Here is a 13,897-nt window from a genome sequence, read left to right as displayed (position 1 = left end):
AGGCACTTTCAGATTATGGGACCGCAAATATGACCTTTGGTGATTTCATCCGGATCTTGTTGTCGATCCTCATTCCCCCGCTCGGCGTCTTCCTGCGCGTCGGGTTAGGCCTGCAGTTCTGGCTCAACATCGTGCTGACCCTGCTCGGCTACATCCCCGGCCTGATCCACGCCATCTGGATCATTGCCAGCCACCGCACGCGCGAGGACGTGTCCTTCCGGCGCTAAGGCCGGACCTCAGCGATCGCCGAGGTCGAATTCGTAATAGGCCATATCCTGCCCCTTGCCGTCGAGCGCCGCATAAAGCGCCTTGGCGGGAACATTGTCCTGTTCGGTTCCGACCCACGCATATTTGACCCCGCGTTGACGCGCGGCATCGAAAAGCTTTGTCATCAACAGCTTGGCAATACCCTGCCGCTGATGGCCTTCGGCCACTCCAATTTCGTTGACAAAGAATTCGAGCGGCTTGTCGGGATGGAAATAATAAAGGCCCGTCGCCATGCCCACGACCCTGCCCTCGTCGCTGGCCAAAGCGATGAGATAATCGGGATGGGCCAGATAGGCTTTGGCGAGATCGGGCTGGATGGGTCCATCAAACACCGAAGTGTCCGCCGACAGCAAAAGGTCGAGATCGGTTTCGTCGAGCAGTTTGACGGTGATCATGGTGCTCCTCAGAGCATGAAGGCCTCGCGGTCCTTCTTCTTGAGCCGTTCGGTCTCCGATTTGAGCTGCCCGCAGGCGGCGAAGATATCGCGGCCGCGCGGCGTCCTGACGGGCGAGGCATAGCCGGCCCGGTTGACGATATCGGCAAACGATTCGATCCGGTCCCAGTCCGAGCACACATAGTTCGAACCCGGCCAGGGATTGAACGGGATCAGATTGATCTTGGCCGGGATTTTGGCCAGAAGCCGCACCAGTTCGCGCGCGTCGGCGTCGGAATCGTTGATGCCCTTGAGCATTACATATTCGAATGTGATGCGCTTGGCGTTGGAAACCCCCGGATAGGTCCGGCAGGCCTCAAGCAATTCCTCGAGCGGCCATTTCTTGTTGATCGGCACCAGAACGTCGCGCAGATCATCGCGCACGGCATGGAGCGAAATGGCCAGCATGACCCCGATTTCAGAGCCCGTCGGCTCGATCTGGGGCACGACGCCTGAGGTCGAGAGCGTGATGCGGCGCTTGGAGAGTGAAAGCCCTTCTCCGTCCGAAGCTATGAGCAGTGCCTGCTTGACGTTCTCGTAATTGTAGAGCGGCTCGCCCATGCCCATCATCACGATATTGGTGATGGCACGGCTTTCCCCATGCGGCACCAGCCCGTCGGTGGGCCGGACGCCACCGGGAAAATCCCCGAGCCGTTCGCGCGCCATCATCACCTGGCCGAGAATTTCTCCGGCGGTAAGATTGCGGACGAGCTTCTGGGTGCCGGTATGACAGAACGAACATGTGAGCGTGCAGCCCACCTGCGAGGAAACGCACAACGTTCCGCGATCGGATTCGGGAATATAAACGGTCTCGACTTCGACCGGCGGCATGTTGGGATGTGCCGGATCGCGAAAGCGGAACAGCCATTTGCGCGTGCCGTCGTTGGAAACCTGTTCGGAAACGATTTCGGGGCGCCCGATGGTGAAGGCCTGGGCCAGATCGGCGCGCAACCCCTTTGCGATATTGCTCATGGCCCCGAAATCGGTGGCCCCGTTCACATAGATCCAGTTCCAGAGCTGGCTGGCCCGCATGCGCGAATCGCGCTCGGAAAGCCCGGTATCGGCCAGTCGCGCGCTGATCTGCTGTTTGGAAAGACCCAGCAGATCGATCGGTCCGGATTTTTGCGGACGCGGCACGGATCCATGATCGATATTGAGCGCCAGACTCATGGGCGGTAGTTCCAGAAAAATTGTGAGGGTTCGCGGTATATGGAACTGGGCGCACCAGATTCAAGCTGGCAGCGCGCGTCCAGGCCAGCCTTTAGCACAATCAGCCAATGAGAGCAAAGCCGGCGCTAACAGGCCCCATCCATCGAGCGCCCGGCGGCCGTGGCTCCGGAAAGCGAAAACGTCTGGCGAATGCTCTGGCCGTCGGCGCTGGTGCCGGTGACCGACATGGTGGATCCGGCGCGAATGGCCTGTACGGCATTTGCCGACTGGGCCGGGTCAGCCATCCAGGCAGCGTCGCCTTCGGTAAAGAGTTCGAAGTCTTGGCTGCCCGCGGTCAGCGTCGCGCTGCTCTCGGGAGCAAATTGATATCCGGAAACCAGATTGATTTCCGAGCGTATGCCCTGCGCCGGGCGGTGGGTGATATAGAAGTAGGCTTCCGTAAATCCGGCCGGGATGGGCTCGGTGCTGGTGGGACGCGAAAGCACGAAACAGATCTGCCCCGCGCTTTCGGCCGTCGCATAGGCCGTCCAGGCATTGTGTTCGCCCAGAATGCGCACCGACTGCCCCACAGCTGGCGACAGCCAGACCCCTGTCACGATAGCGGCAAGGGCAACAATATTGGCGAAACGCGATGCCATCAAAAATAGTCCTAAATGATCTGGGCCGGTTCAAATGCAAAAGGCCGGGCGGACCCGACCTTTGCCAAATTGCCGATTTTTAGGCAAGCGGGTCGGGCTATTGAGGGCATTCCTCATTAGCCTCGTTGAGGGCGGCGGTAACCCCGCGCAGCGAATAGGTATCGACTGTATCTGTGCCGCGCTGGGAGGTGGCGCGAACCACCATGTTCGATCCCGCCCGCATGGCGCCGACAAATCCCGGCTCATCCTCAATGGAGGCCAGCCAGCCCGATTCCCCCTGGGTCACCATGGGATAGGACCGCCCATCGACCGACACCGAAGCATTGGCGTTGGTTTCATGGATCGGATAGCCCACGATCGTCGCCACCTCGTTGCGGTTGGTGGGCCGGATGGTGACGATGAAATGGATCGCCCCGCGGTTGACGTTTGTGGGTTCGCTCGTCTGGGGTGTCGAGGAGATGTAGCAGATCTTGCCGCCACCATCGGTATCGGTCCACGCCGTCCAGAAGTCGAAGGTTCCCAGATTGTCGGCGGCAAAGGCCGCCGGGCTGGCACAAAGCACGACCGCACCGGACACCAGAGCGGCTGCCGTGCGGCGGATGTGGCTGCGAAACGATGAATTCATCGCCAAACCCTTCCCCTTAATTCTCTCGTAAATGCACATGACTGCCGCTCTTTCTGCACCCATTATGGTTACCAAGGAGCAAATACGCGCGGCATTTCCCGACCGGGACACAAACTAGGGATGAATTTGGCCGGAATTGGGCCTGATCAACCTCAAATCTGTGTGTGATTTATGGCCCGGCGCGACTGAACGCGGGCTGAATGAACAGGCCCTAGGCGGCCAGCGGATAATCCTGCTCGACGATATAGGGCCCACCACCCACCGAATCCCGGCTCGAGAACACCACGAACTCGTCGACGGAAAACCGCATGGGTGCAAAATGCCCAGCCTGGGCAATATGGCGCGCCAGATCGCCTGGACCGGTATCGCGCAGGCGCGCCAGCGTGACATGGGGAATGAACTTGCGTCCGTCGGGGTTGAGCCCGACGCGCTGCAGCAGCCTTTCCTGACTCGCTTGCAGGCGCATCAGGGGCTCGGAGGGCTCGATGGCTGCGTAAAGCGCCCGCGGCTTATTGCCGCCGAAAACGCCAAGATGGGAAATGGTCAGATCGAAGGGTTCGACATCGGCATGCATTTCGAGCGCATCGAACACCTCGGTTGCCATTCGATGATCTATATCGCCGATGTAACGCAGAGTGACGTGATAATTTTCCGGATCGATCCAGCGGGCGCCAGACAGCCCGCCCCGCTTGAGCGAGAGGACGAATGCAATATCCTCGGGGATCTGCAAACCGGTAAACAGCCTGGGCATGAGCGAAAGCCCTCCATGTCCCGGCCGACCGGCCCGATCCGGCGCGGCCGAATCAAAGCCTATCACATCCACGCTGGCCGGCGATCAAAAACCCGTCAGCCCTCGGTGAGACCTGCTTTGGTCGACCGGTTTCGCTTGTAATTTCAACGCCCCATCTCCATATTAATCGGCAACTGGCAGGGCCAGGAACGGCATGGGGCCGCTCTGGTTGCTAGATAGCCAATTTTTAACTGAGGATGGAACGGAAAATGGCACAATACGACCGTCAGACCGTCGCCGGGCGCGTAGGCACGGCCGCCGCCATCGACGAGGGTCTGCGCAGCCACATGCTGCGCGTTTACAATTACATGGGCATCGGCCTTGTGGTCACCGGCCTGATCGCTTTCTTCGGCAACCAGCTGGCCGTCACCGCAGACTCCACTGCAGCCGCGGCCCAGATGGCCAATGGCACATATCTGACCCAGTGGGGCGTTCTGCTCTACACCAGCCCCTTGATGTGGGTCGTGGCGCTGTCTCCGCTCGCCTTTGTGCTGGTGCTCTCGTTCGGCATCAACAAGCTCTCCTTCGGCGCCGCGCAGGCAACCTTCTGGGGCTTTGCCGCCCTTATGGGGTTGTCCCTTTCGTCGATCTTTCTGGTCTATACGGACGCTTCGATCGCCAAGGTGTTCTTCATCACCGCCGCCATGTTCGGCTCGATGAGCCTTTATGGCTACACCACCAAGCGTGACCTGACCGGAATGGGTTCGTTCCTGATGATGGGCCTGATCGGCATCATCATCGCCATGGTGGTCAATATCTTCCTGCAGAGCTCGGCGCTCGAATTCGCCATCTCGGCGATCGGCGTGGTGATCTTTGTGGGCCTGACCGCCTATGACACCCAGAAGATCAAGGAAGCCTATGCCGAAAATATCGGTCACGAAGGCCTGGGCAAGCTCGCCATCATGGGCGCGCTGACCCTGTATCTCGACTTCATCAACCTGTTCCTGATGCTGCTGCGTCTGTTCGGCAATCGCGAATAGGACATAATCTGCGGGTCCGCCCGCAGGTCTGAACGAACCAATACAAAAGGCCGCGGATCGATTTCCGCGGCCTTTTTGTTTTGACTGCCGGCGGGGTGGACCCTACCGCACCACGTGAAGTTGCGGGTCGAGTATGCGCAGCACGCTGGAAAGTTCATGGCCGCGCTTGAGGACGCGCCCGTCGCTGCCCAGCACCATGTATTGTCCTTGGCGGCGGGCAAGCCTGGGGTTTTTCTCGACAACGAACAGCGGGCGTTCAGAGGTGCGCTGATAGATCGAGAACATAGCCCGTTCGCGCCCGAAATCCAGGGCATAATCGCGCCACTCGCCTGCTGAAACCTTGCGCCCGTAGACGTTGAGGATCAGTGCAAGTTCCTTGCGGTCGAAGCTGACTACAGGAACGGGCCGGCTTGTGGAGCGGTTGGGTGAAAAGGGGAAGACATCGCCCTTCTTGCTGTCGAAGCGCTCGCTCAAACCGGGCTACCTCCATGCGGATGTGACAATCTGTTGACGATGATTGCCGCGTTCGCGCGCGCTGGCAAGAGCCAACTGCAAGAACAGTTGGCGCAAACTTTCCTCCAATTGACCGGATTTGGGCCACAATCGGACCCTTCTTGCGCCATTTTACGCAGCTAACGTTAGATCATTGCCTCCAGTAGCCGGCCTCTGGATCCACCGAGCCCCCAAACCATGGATCCAGCAGGCCGGCGCCCTTCCCGGACTTTTCCGGCGCCATTGGAAGGCTCTGCGTCCTCCAACACGATCCTCTTGCTCCTCGGTCAGATAACGCCGGGGCGTTTTCTTTGTCACCGATGTCAGCGGATGAATGTAGAGGCGCCAAGGATACGTCCGGGCAAGGCGCCATCCTTTTCCTGAACGATGACCGCGGCACCATCCGAATCGGGGCCCAGGACCTCTTCGAGAGGAATGGTGATCTCGGCACCCTCAAGTGGATTCCACATTCCGATGGCCTGGCGCGCGGTGACGATATGGGTGTAGGTCAGCGCCTGCCCTGAATTTTCTCCCCGCTCGATCATGACGTCGGCCCGGGCCCGATACGGAACCACCCAGACAATGGCCGACGACAAGGTCTCGTCGGCCGGCGCGCTGAAAACCACCGAATCCGATCCGTTGGCCCTCAGCGTGACCGGAAGCAGGGATACTGCCTGGCTGATGGCCTGCTCGGCCTCGATGGCGTCCGAACCCACGACCGCGTTCTGGCCATTGATGACCATCTGCGGGGTGTAAATCCGGTTCTTGCCCCAGCTTTGGGCGTAGCCCTTCTGCAGCTCGGTATTCTCCGGAAGGGCGAACGTATCCTCCCAGCCGATATAATCCCAATAATCAATATGATAGGCGAGAGCGACGATATCCTCACGCTCCCCCAGCTGGGCCAGAAGCCGATCGGCGTCGGGACACCGCGAGCATCCCTGACTCGTGAAAAGCTCAACGACGGCATCCGCTGAGCTGCTGATCTCGACGGCGCCCGCCGGCAGTGTGACGAGACATAGGGTAGCGGCAAGACGGAGCCGGAGCCAAAGGATGTTCATGGGCGTGTTTTGTACGCGCTCAACTCTGACCCCGCCAGTCAATTGATGGTGAAAGTTTCAACTCCATGGGCCCGGCCCATGTCCTCGATCTCTTCGATTGCCGCCGCAAACGCCGTCCAGTCATCGGCCTCGGCAATCGGCGCCCAGATGGTCTCGACCTCCTCGATCAGCATGGTGCGCGGCCTCGCGCGCTCAAAATAGGGGTGGGAAAGATTGGCATTTGGCGCCACCGCATAGTTCGACAGGAGCGCGCGGAAGGCCAGGAACGTTTCGCCGCCATAAGCTTTCGCCTGGGGACCCGACAACGCACGCTTTTCCGAAGCAAGCCCGCCCCGCCAGTCGAAAAACACCTGCTCATAGGCAGGCCGCTCGGCGGCCATGAAGGCAAAAAGCGCCGACACCAGTTCGCCATTTTCGGCCGGACCACGAGAGACCAGACCCAGCCGGCCAATGATGACCCTGGCAAGCTGAGACTGAAATTGGGGCCAGAATCGATTGAGTTCGGGTTCGAGCTTTTCGACGCTCGAAATCGGCACGAGGCATTCGGCCAGCCGGGTCAGGTTCCAGGCCATCGCATCGGGCTGCCGGCCGAAGGCGTAAAGACCGGTTTGATCGAAGTAGGCCGCAGTAAAGCGCGGATCATAGACCGGAAGGAACCGCCAAGGACCATAGTCGAAGCTCTCGCCGGTGATGTTGGTGTTGTCGGTGTTAAGTACACCATGAACAAACCCTGCCCCGATCCATTGCGCGGTGACTCTGGCAACATTTTCGGCCACCGCCCCTAGGAATGCCGGAACCTGCGCCTCGGCGGGTGCATCTGCAAGCTCGGGATAGTAGTGAGCGATGGCGTGCGCGACCAGTTCGGCAATACCGGCCTGATCACCCAGATAATCGAGGCGCTGGAAGGAGCCCACGCGGATGTGGGAGTGCGAAAGCCGCACCAGAACCGACGAGCGGGTCGGCGAAGGCTCATCGCCGCGATAAAGTGCTTCGCCCGTTTCGATAAGGGAAAAGCTCTTCGAGGTCTCAACTCCAAGCGCTTCGAGCATTGTGGTGGCAAGCACCTCCCGCACCCCGCCCTTGAGCGTGAGCCTGCCATCGCCGCCTCGCGAAAAGGGCGTCACGCCCGATCCCTTGGTGCCGAAATCACGCAGTTTACCGTCGGCCAGATCGTGGCCCTGCGCGAACAGAAACCCGCGACCGTCGCCGATGTCGGGGTTGTAGCTCTGGAACTGATGCCCGTGATAGCGAAGGGCGAGCGGCGTCTCAAAACTGCCCGGCAGCGGCGCGAAGCGGCCGAAATGCTCGACCCATTGCACCTCGGTCAATCCGGCCAGCCCCATACGTTTTGCCCAGCGCTGGTTGCGATAGCGCAAAACCGTCTGCGGGAAATCGGCCGGATGGACGGGGTCGAAAAAGGCTTCGCCCAAATTTGCATGTATCGTGGCGCCCGAAAAATCGCTCATGTCAGTCCAACGCAGGCCGTGCGTGTGCGGTTCACCCCTCGATTAGATGGTTTCGAAATGGGCGTAAACCTCACGCGAAATGTCTTCGAGCGAGCCGCGATCGAGAAACCCCGAAATCGCATAGGCCAGGGGGCCGTCGATCCAGCGGAACGTGTTGACCCCAAGATCTTGGGAAAACTGAAATGCCGTGTCGCGGGCGCCGGCATTGCGCGCCATCAGGATGGTGGCCCGGTCGCCCTGGGCATTTTCATACATCAGCATCGCGCCGGGCTTTCCCCCGACCGGCAACAATCGCCCTCCGACCAGTTCGAACCCGAGATCTCCCAGACTGGGCGCCGTAAAGGGCTTTTCGATACGGTTACCGAGCCAATTGACCAGATGATCGCGCTCGGATGCGTCCACTTCGACCGGGTGACGCACTTCGCGCACATAGGTCAGGAACACGTCCCGCGCCGCCACTTCGAGCCATCCCGATCCCGTGTCCGCCACCTGGCCCGCCGGCTGGGCCATCCCGCGCGCCAGATAACCCGACCCGCCCCCCAAGCCGAACGCGACAAGTACGGCCGCAGCCATTGCCGGCCAGCCGCCAAACCGCGATGAGCCCACGCGGGTTGGCGCGGGAATATCGGACGCCTCTCCATAGGCATAGGCCGAGAGGATTTCGGAAAGCGCCGCGTCATTTGTGCGCCAGTTTTCCACCTCATTGGCCAGCTCACCATCGGCATCGAGATAGGCCCGCACCTGCGCTGCACGGTCCACGTCCAGTCGCCGATCGACAAGGGCGTGAAGCTCGTCTTCAGATACTGGGTTGCCGGTTTCACTCGTCATTGGCGTCAGACATCATCGGTTCGAAAAAGAGGTTATGGATTTATGGGCCAAAAGCTCGCTCAATTGCCGACGGGCCCGCGACAATCGCGACATGACGGTTCCGATCGGCATGTCGAGGATCTGGGCGACTTCGGCGTAAGCGCAACCTTCGATGGCAACCAAAAGCAGGATCGCCCGAGCCTCGGGGCTGAGCGTATCGAGCGCGCGCATCAAGGTGTTGTGCAGCAAAGGGTCGGGCGCCGGCGCATCATCGGACACGGCCAGATCGTCATCGATCGGTTGCAGCAGCGGTTGGCGCGCCTTGGTGCGCAACCGGTTGCGGTTGAGATTGGTCATGATGGCATAAAGCCAGCTCCTGCCGTTCTCACCCCGCCATTGCCTGTTGTGCTCGACAGCACGCAACAGCGTGCCCTGGAGGAGGTCTTCAGCCTCTTCCCGATTGCCCGCAAGACCGTGGGCATAGCGCCGGAGCGCCGGTAAATGGGTCAAAAGCGCTTCACGCATCCGCTGGTCCCGGCGCGACCAGGAAAGGGCCGCGCCGGACAGCCTAGCATCAAGGGCGTGCGACGTCCCAATTGCCGCCGACCCCGTCGCCCGACGTCATGCCGGGCTCGGTATCGTTGATCCAGTAATAGAGCGGCCAGCCATCCTTGGCCCAGATCAGAGTGCCGTCGGTGCGCTCGACGATCGAATAGGGCTCTTCGGCCATAGCCCCTTCCTCGGCGAAAAAGGGCGGCCAGTTGACGGCGCACTGCTCATAGCAATTGGAGACGCCCGGCTCGTCATTGGCGAAGGTGTAGAGCACCATGCCTTCGGAATCGGCGATCACCTCGCCGATATCGGTTTCAAGCGTCTGAACGTCAGGGGCGGCAAAGGCCGCGCCAGCCGAAAGAACAAGTGCAGCCGCGCCGGTGGCCAGCGAAGCGAAAAGGCGGAAAGTCATTATGATGTCTCCCTTGGTGCATGTCGGGGCCAATGCGCCCAGCGCACGCCCTCACCCCTGTTAGACACCACGGCCCGCCGATTTATTCCCAACGCGCACAAAAAAGCCCGGCCAAGGACCGGGCTTTTCAAAACCGATACGCGAGATTAAGGGCTTATTCGCCCTTGCTCTCTTCAGCAGGAGCTTCTGCTGCGGCTGCGGCCTCTGCTGCAGCAGCCTCTTCGGCGGCCTTCTTTTCAGCTGCTTCCTTTGCTGCCAGTTCAGCAGCAAGAGCCTCGGCGGCCGCGACCTTTTCGGCTTCGCGCGCGGCGCGGGCCTCGACGGCGGCCTGACGCTCATCGGCCTCGATCTTCTTGGTGCGGGCATTGGTCGATTCAAAGATACGCGCCGACTTGCCGCGACGATCGCGCAGGTAGTAAAGCTTGGCGCGCCGGACCTTGCCGCGCTTGAGAATTTCGATGCGGTCGATCATCGGCGAATGGACCGGGAACACACGTTCCACGCCTTCGCCATACGAGATTTTGCGGACCGTAAAGCTTTCCATCAGCCCACCGCCGGTGCGGGCGATCACGACGCCTTCATAGGCCTGAAGGCGTTCTTTTTCGCCTTCACGAATCTTGACCCAAACCTTGACGGTATCGCCATGGGAGAATTCGGGGACGGCGCGCTTTGCAACAAGCGCTTCGAGCTGCTCTTTTTCGAGCTGCTGGATAATGTTCATTTCGTTTTCCGTTCTATCTTTTCATAGGAGCCCTTTTGGGCCCGGTCTTGTTTGGACGGTGGGATGTGCTCATCCCATAGCCGAGCGCGCTATACACGCCATGCGCCCAGGAGTCTAGGGCTTTGTCTAGGGCTTTTGGGTATAGCGGGCCCATAGATCGGGCCGTCTTTGCCGGGTCAGGGCTTCCGATTGTTCCCGGCGCCATCTTTCGATCCGGCCATGATCTCCGGAGGTCAGGATTTCGGGGATCTCGTGTCCCTCGAAAGCCTGCGGTCGCGTGTATTGCGGATATTCGAGAAGCCCGTTCTCGAAACTCTCATCGGCATGGCTTTCCGCCGCGCCGAGAACCCCCGGCAACAGTCGCACCACCGCCTCGAGCAGCACCATGGCCGCCACTTCCCCGCCGGCCAGCACGTAATCGCCGATCGAGATTTCCTCGAGATTGCGCGCGTCGATGACCCGCTGGTCCATGCCTTCGAAACGCCCGCAGACGATCACTGCACCAGGACCCGCAGCAAGGTCGCGAACGCGCGCCTGCGTCAACGGTCTGCCGCGTGGACTCATGACGATTTTGGGGCGCGGATCCTCCCCTGGCGCAACATCGTCAAGCGCCGCAGCCAGAATATCGGGTCGCAACACCATCCCCGCACCGCCACCCGAGGGCGTGTCGTCGACCGTCCGGTGCCTGTCTCTGGCATAGTCGCGCAGAAAATGCGTTTCGAGCGACCACGCACCCTTTTCCATGCCGCGACCGATAACGGACGCACCAAGCGGACCGGGAAAAAGATCGGGAAAAAGCGTGACGACCGAGGCGCGAAAGCTCATCGGCTTTCATCCGGCTCGACATCTTCAGGATCGCGCGGCGTATCCTCGAGCCAGCCTTCGGGGGGGACAGCCACGATATACCCATCGGCGATGTGGAGATCGGGAACCACGGCCTTGGTGAACGGCAGATAGACCGATTTGCGGGTTTCGGCGAGCTTGATATCCAAAAGATCGTCGGAGCCGAAATTCTCGATGGCCGAAATGGTGCCCAGCACCGCACCATCGGCCAGCCGGACTTCGAGCCCGATCAGGTCGGCATAATAAAATTCGTCTTCGTCAGGCTCGTCGAGCCGGTCACGGCTCACATAGAGCGAAACACCGTTGAGCCTTTCGGCATCGTTACGGTCGGTAATGCCCTTGAGCGTCGCAATGACGACCGTCTTGGCCAGCCGTGCCTTGGCGATCGAGATCGAAAGACCGTCACGGTCGGTTTCGAGCGGATCGTAATCGGCAATGGCCAGGGGGTCTTCGGTGAACGCTGTGATGCGCACCTCGCCCTTGATCCCATGGGCCGCGCCAATGCGGCCCATGAGAATGCGGTCTTCAGGCATTTTGCGCCCGGTCACCGGTCTTACTCGGCGCTGGCTTCTTCAGCGGCGGGAGCGTCTTCGGCAGGGGCGGCCTCTTCAGCCGGAGCGGCAGCAGCTTCCCGGGCAGCTTCTTCAGCAGCCTTTTTCTCCTCGAGGCGTTCAAGCGCCTTGGCACCCGGCTTTGCCTTGTTGGGATTGCTCTTGGCAGCCCGCTTCAAAAGACCGGCGGCATCAAGGAAGCGCTCGACGCGATCGGTCGGCTGGGCGCCGCTCTGCAGCCAATAGGTGGCACGCTCGATATCGAGCACGACACGCTTTTCGTCGCCCTTTTCGAGCATCGGGTTGTACGAACCGATGCGCTCGATAACGCGGCCGTCACGCGGCGAGCGGACGTCGGCAATGACGACGTGGTAGTAGGGGCGCTTCTTGGAGCCGGCGCGAGCCAGGCGGATCTTGGTAGCCATTGTGTCTTGGTCTTTCTGCTTGGGTAGGTTTAAGTCGGTTTACTTCTTTTTGCCCGGCAATCCGGGCAGTCCCGGGAGCCCCGGTAATTTCGAGCCGCCAAGTCCGGGGAGGCCGGACATTCCGCCCCCACCCTGTTTGACGAGCTTGGAAAAATCATCAGGCAGCTTGGAAGGATCACCTCCCATCTGCTTTGTCATCTGTTCGATCTGGGCCGGGTCCATATCGGGCATGCCACCCATCATCTGCTTGCCCATGCCGCCGAACATGCCGGCCAGACCGCCCGGCCCGCCGCGCGAAACCTTTTTCATCATGTCCGCCATCTGGCGATGCATCTTGATGAGCTTGTTGATTTCCGAAACCTCGACGCCCGAACCCGCTGCGATGCGCTTGCGGCGCGAAGCGTTGAGCAGATCGGGCTTTTCACGTTCCTTTTTGGTCATCGACTGGATGATGGCGACCTGGCGATCGAACACCTTGTCGTCGGTGCGGCCATTGGGCAGGTTCTTGGCCATATTGCCCATGCCCGGCATCATCTTCATGAGCGAGGCCATGCCGCCCATCTTCTTCATCTGCAAAAGCTGGCCCATAAGATCGTCGAGATCGAACTGACCCTTCTTGAGCTTCTTGGCCATTTTCTCGGCGTCTTCGGCCGTGACGTTCGCCGCGGCCTTTTCGACCAGCGAGACGATGTCGCCCATGCCCAGAATACGGTCAGCGATACGGCTGGGATGGAAATCTTCCAGCGCATCCATCTTTTCGCCCACACCGATCAGCTTGATCGGCTTGCCGGTCGCAGCCCGCATGGAAAGCGCCGCACCGCCGCGCCCGTCACCGTCGACGCGGGTGAGAACGATACCGGTGATATCGACGCGTGCATCGAACGATCGCGCCAGATTGACGGCGTCCTGACCGGTCAGACTGTCGGCGACAAGCAGGATTTCGTGTGGATTGGAGACGCGCTTGATCTCGGCGGTCTCTTCCATCAGCTCTTCGTCGATATGGGTGCGGCCCGCCGTATCGAGCATCACCACATCGTAGCCACCGGTCCTGGCCGTCGAAATGGCGCGCTTGGCAATCTCGACCGCCGACTGGTTGGGGACGATCTCGAGCACATCGACGCCGATCTGACTGCCGAGCGTCTTGAGCTGCTCCATGGCGGCCGGGCGGCGCGTATCGAGCGAGGCCATCAGAACGCGCTTGTTCTGCTTGTCCTTGAGCCGTTTGGCGATCTTACCGGTGGTGGTGGTCTTGCCCGAGCCCTGCAGGCCGACCATAAGGATCGGCACCGGCGAGGGAGCATTGAGCGAAATGGGCGAGGCTTCTTCGCCCAGAACCGCCACCAACTCATCATGAACGATCTTGATGACCTGCTGACCCGGTTTGACCGACCGGGTGACTTCCGCGCCCACGGCGCGCGCGCCGACCTGCTCGGTAAAGGCGCGCACCACTTCGAGCGAAACGTCGGCCTCGATCAGCGCGCGGCGAACCTCGCGCAGCGCGGCTTGCACATCGGCTTCGCTCAGCGCACCTCTTCCGGTGATCCCGGAAAAGATCTTGCCCAAGCGGTCTGACAGGCTTTCAAACATACTTCGCTCATTTCGTTCGTGTCAGGATAGATGCGAATATGGGGCCCAAGCGATCAAATGCAAAGCGCACCCGCGGGCGC

General features: G+C 60.6%; 18 protein-coding genes. 2 read left to right on the top strand and 16 right to left on the bottom strand.

The window, feature by feature from the left end; all coding sequences use genetic code 11:
• The first annotated feature begins 29 nt into the window (after positions 1-29).
• A complete protein-coding gene (locus V6617_RS00740) occupies positions 30-227 on the top strand; it encodes a YqaE/Pmp3 family membrane protein (RefSeq protein WP_338608460.1) in 198 nt (65 codons plus the stop codon).
• Positions 228-236: 9 nt separating this feature from the next.
• Here the strand turns inward: V6617_RS00740 and V6617_RS00735 are convergent, their stop codons facing one another.
• The 5 genes from V6617_RS00735 to thpR form a co-directional block, all read right to left on the bottom strand.
• Positions 237-662: a GNAT family N-acetyltransferase gene (locus V6617_RS00735; protein ID WP_338608459.1), complete on the bottom strand. Its 426-nt coding sequence runs from the start codon at positions 660-662 to the stop codon at positions 237-239.
• Positions 663-670: 8 nt separating this feature from the next.
• Positions 671-1,870, bottom strand: coding sequence for a 23S rRNA (adenine(2503)-C(2))-methyltransferase RlmN (rlmN, locus tag V6617_RS00730; protein WP_338608458.1), 1,200 nt, complete (start codon positions 1,868-1,870; stop codon positions 671-673).
• A gap of 125 nt (positions 1,871-1,995) precedes the next feature.
• Positions 1,996-2,508, bottom strand: a complete 513-nt coding sequence (locus tag V6617_RS00725; protein ID WP_338608457.1) for an invasion associated locus B family protein — start codon at positions 2,506-2,508, stop codon at positions 1,996-1,998.
• Between the two features lie 97 nt (positions 2,509-2,605).
• Positions 2,606-3,133 (bottom strand): invasion associated locus B family protein, encoded by a 528-nt coding sequence (locus V6617_RS00720; RefSeq protein ID WP_338608456.1) that lies wholly within the window; start codon positions 3,131-3,133, stop codon positions 2,606-2,608.
• 211 nt (positions 3,134-3,344) lie between these two features.
• On the bottom strand, positions 3,345-3,884 hold the full coding sequence (thpR, locus tag V6617_RS00715; RefSeq protein ID WP_338608455.1) for an RNA 2',3'-cyclic phosphodiesterase: 540 nt from the start codon (positions 3,882-3,884) through the stop codon (positions 3,345-3,347).
• Between the two features lie 248 nt (positions 3,885-4,132).
• Between thpR and V6617_RS00710 the strand changes: the two genes are divergently transcribed.
• Positions 4,133-4,903 (top strand): Bax inhibitor-1/YccA family protein, encoded by a 771-nt coding sequence (locus V6617_RS00710; protein ID WP_338608454.1) that lies wholly within the window; start codon positions 4,133-4,135, stop codon positions 4,901-4,903.
• A gap of 102 nt (positions 4,904-5,005) precedes the next feature.
• Here the strand turns inward: V6617_RS00710 and V6617_RS00705 are convergent, their stop codons facing one another.
• The 11 genes from V6617_RS00705 to ffh all read right to left on the bottom strand — a co-directional run bounded on the left by V6617_RS00705 (position 5,006) and on the right by ffh (position 13,817).
• Positions 5,006-5,377, bottom strand: a complete 372-nt coding sequence (locus V6617_RS00705) for a DUF2794 domain-containing protein (RefSeq protein WP_338608453.1) — start codon at positions 5,375-5,377, stop codon at positions 5,006-5,008.
• Positions 5,378-5,718: 341 nt separating this feature from the next.
• The gene (locus tag V6617_RS00700; RefSeq protein WP_338608452.1) at positions 5,719-6,453 is read right to left on the bottom strand and encodes a DUF1223 domain-containing protein; all 735 of its coding nucleotides are present in this window, start codon (positions 6,451-6,453) and stop codon (positions 5,719-5,721) included.
• Between the two features lie 38 nt (positions 6,454-6,491).
• The gene (locus V6617_RS00695; RefSeq protein ID WP_338608451.1) at positions 6,492-7,919 is read right to left on the bottom strand and encodes a protein adenylyltransferase SelO family protein; all 1,428 of its coding nucleotides are present in this window, start codon (positions 7,917-7,919) and stop codon (positions 6,492-6,494) included.
• 42 nt (positions 7,920-7,961) lie between these two features.
• Complete coding sequence (locus tag V6617_RS00690; protein WP_338608450.1) at positions 7,962-8,747, bottom strand: anti-sigma factor; 786 nt, start codon at positions 8,745-8,747, stop codon at positions 7,962-7,964.
• A gap of 12 nt (positions 8,748-8,759) precedes the next feature.
• Complete coding sequence (locus V6617_RS00685; RefSeq protein WP_338608449.1) at positions 8,760-9,251, bottom strand: RNA polymerase sigma factor; 492 nt, start codon at positions 9,249-9,251, stop codon at positions 8,760-8,762.
• A 49-nt stretch (positions 9,252-9,300) separates the two neighbouring features.
• Complete coding sequence (locus V6617_RS00680) at positions 9,301-9,690, bottom strand: hypothetical protein (RefSeq protein WP_338608448.1); 390 nt, start codon at positions 9,688-9,690, stop codon at positions 9,301-9,303.
• A 154-nt stretch (positions 9,691-9,844) separates the two neighbouring features.
• Positions 9,845-10,411, bottom strand: coding sequence for a 50S ribosomal protein L19 (gene rplS / locus V6617_RS00675; protein WP_338608447.1), 567 nt, complete (start codon positions 10,409-10,411; stop codon positions 9,845-9,847).
• A 126-nt stretch (positions 10,412-10,537) separates the two neighbouring features.
• On the bottom strand, positions 10,538-11,236 hold the full coding sequence (trmD, locus tag V6617_RS00670; RefSeq protein ID WP_338608446.1) for a tRNA (guanosine(37)-N1)-methyltransferase TrmD: 699 nt from the start codon (positions 11,234-11,236) through the stop codon (positions 10,538-10,540).
• A complete protein-coding gene (gene rimM, locus V6617_RS00665) occupies positions 11,233-11,787 on the bottom strand; it encodes a ribosome maturation factor RimM (protein ID WP_338608445.1) in 555 nt (184 codons plus the stop codon). Before rimM ends, trmD begins: the two co-directional genes overlap by 4 nt.
• 20 nt (positions 11,788-11,807) lie before the next feature.
• Entirely contained in the window at positions 11,808-12,230 is a 423-nt protein-coding gene (rpsP, locus tag V6617_RS00660; RefSeq protein WP_338608444.1) for a 30S ribosomal protein S16, read from the bottom strand.
• Positions 12,231-12,269: 39 nt separating this feature from the next.
• On the bottom strand, positions 12,270-13,817 hold the full coding sequence (gene ffh, locus V6617_RS00655) for a signal recognition particle protein (protein WP_338608443.1): 1,548 nt from the start codon (positions 13,815-13,817) through the stop codon (positions 12,270-12,272).
• Positions 13,818-13,897 lie beyond the last annotated feature (80 nt).

Origin of the sequence: Pelagibacterium nitratireducens, from assembly GCF_037044555.1 — a bacterium.
Lineage (GTDB): Bacteria > Pseudomonadota > Alphaproteobacteria > Rhizobiales > Devosiaceae > Pelagibacterium > Pelagibacterium nitratireducens.
Note: the sequence above shows the minus strand (reverse complement) of the source record. Positions and strands in the feature narration are given on the sequence as shown.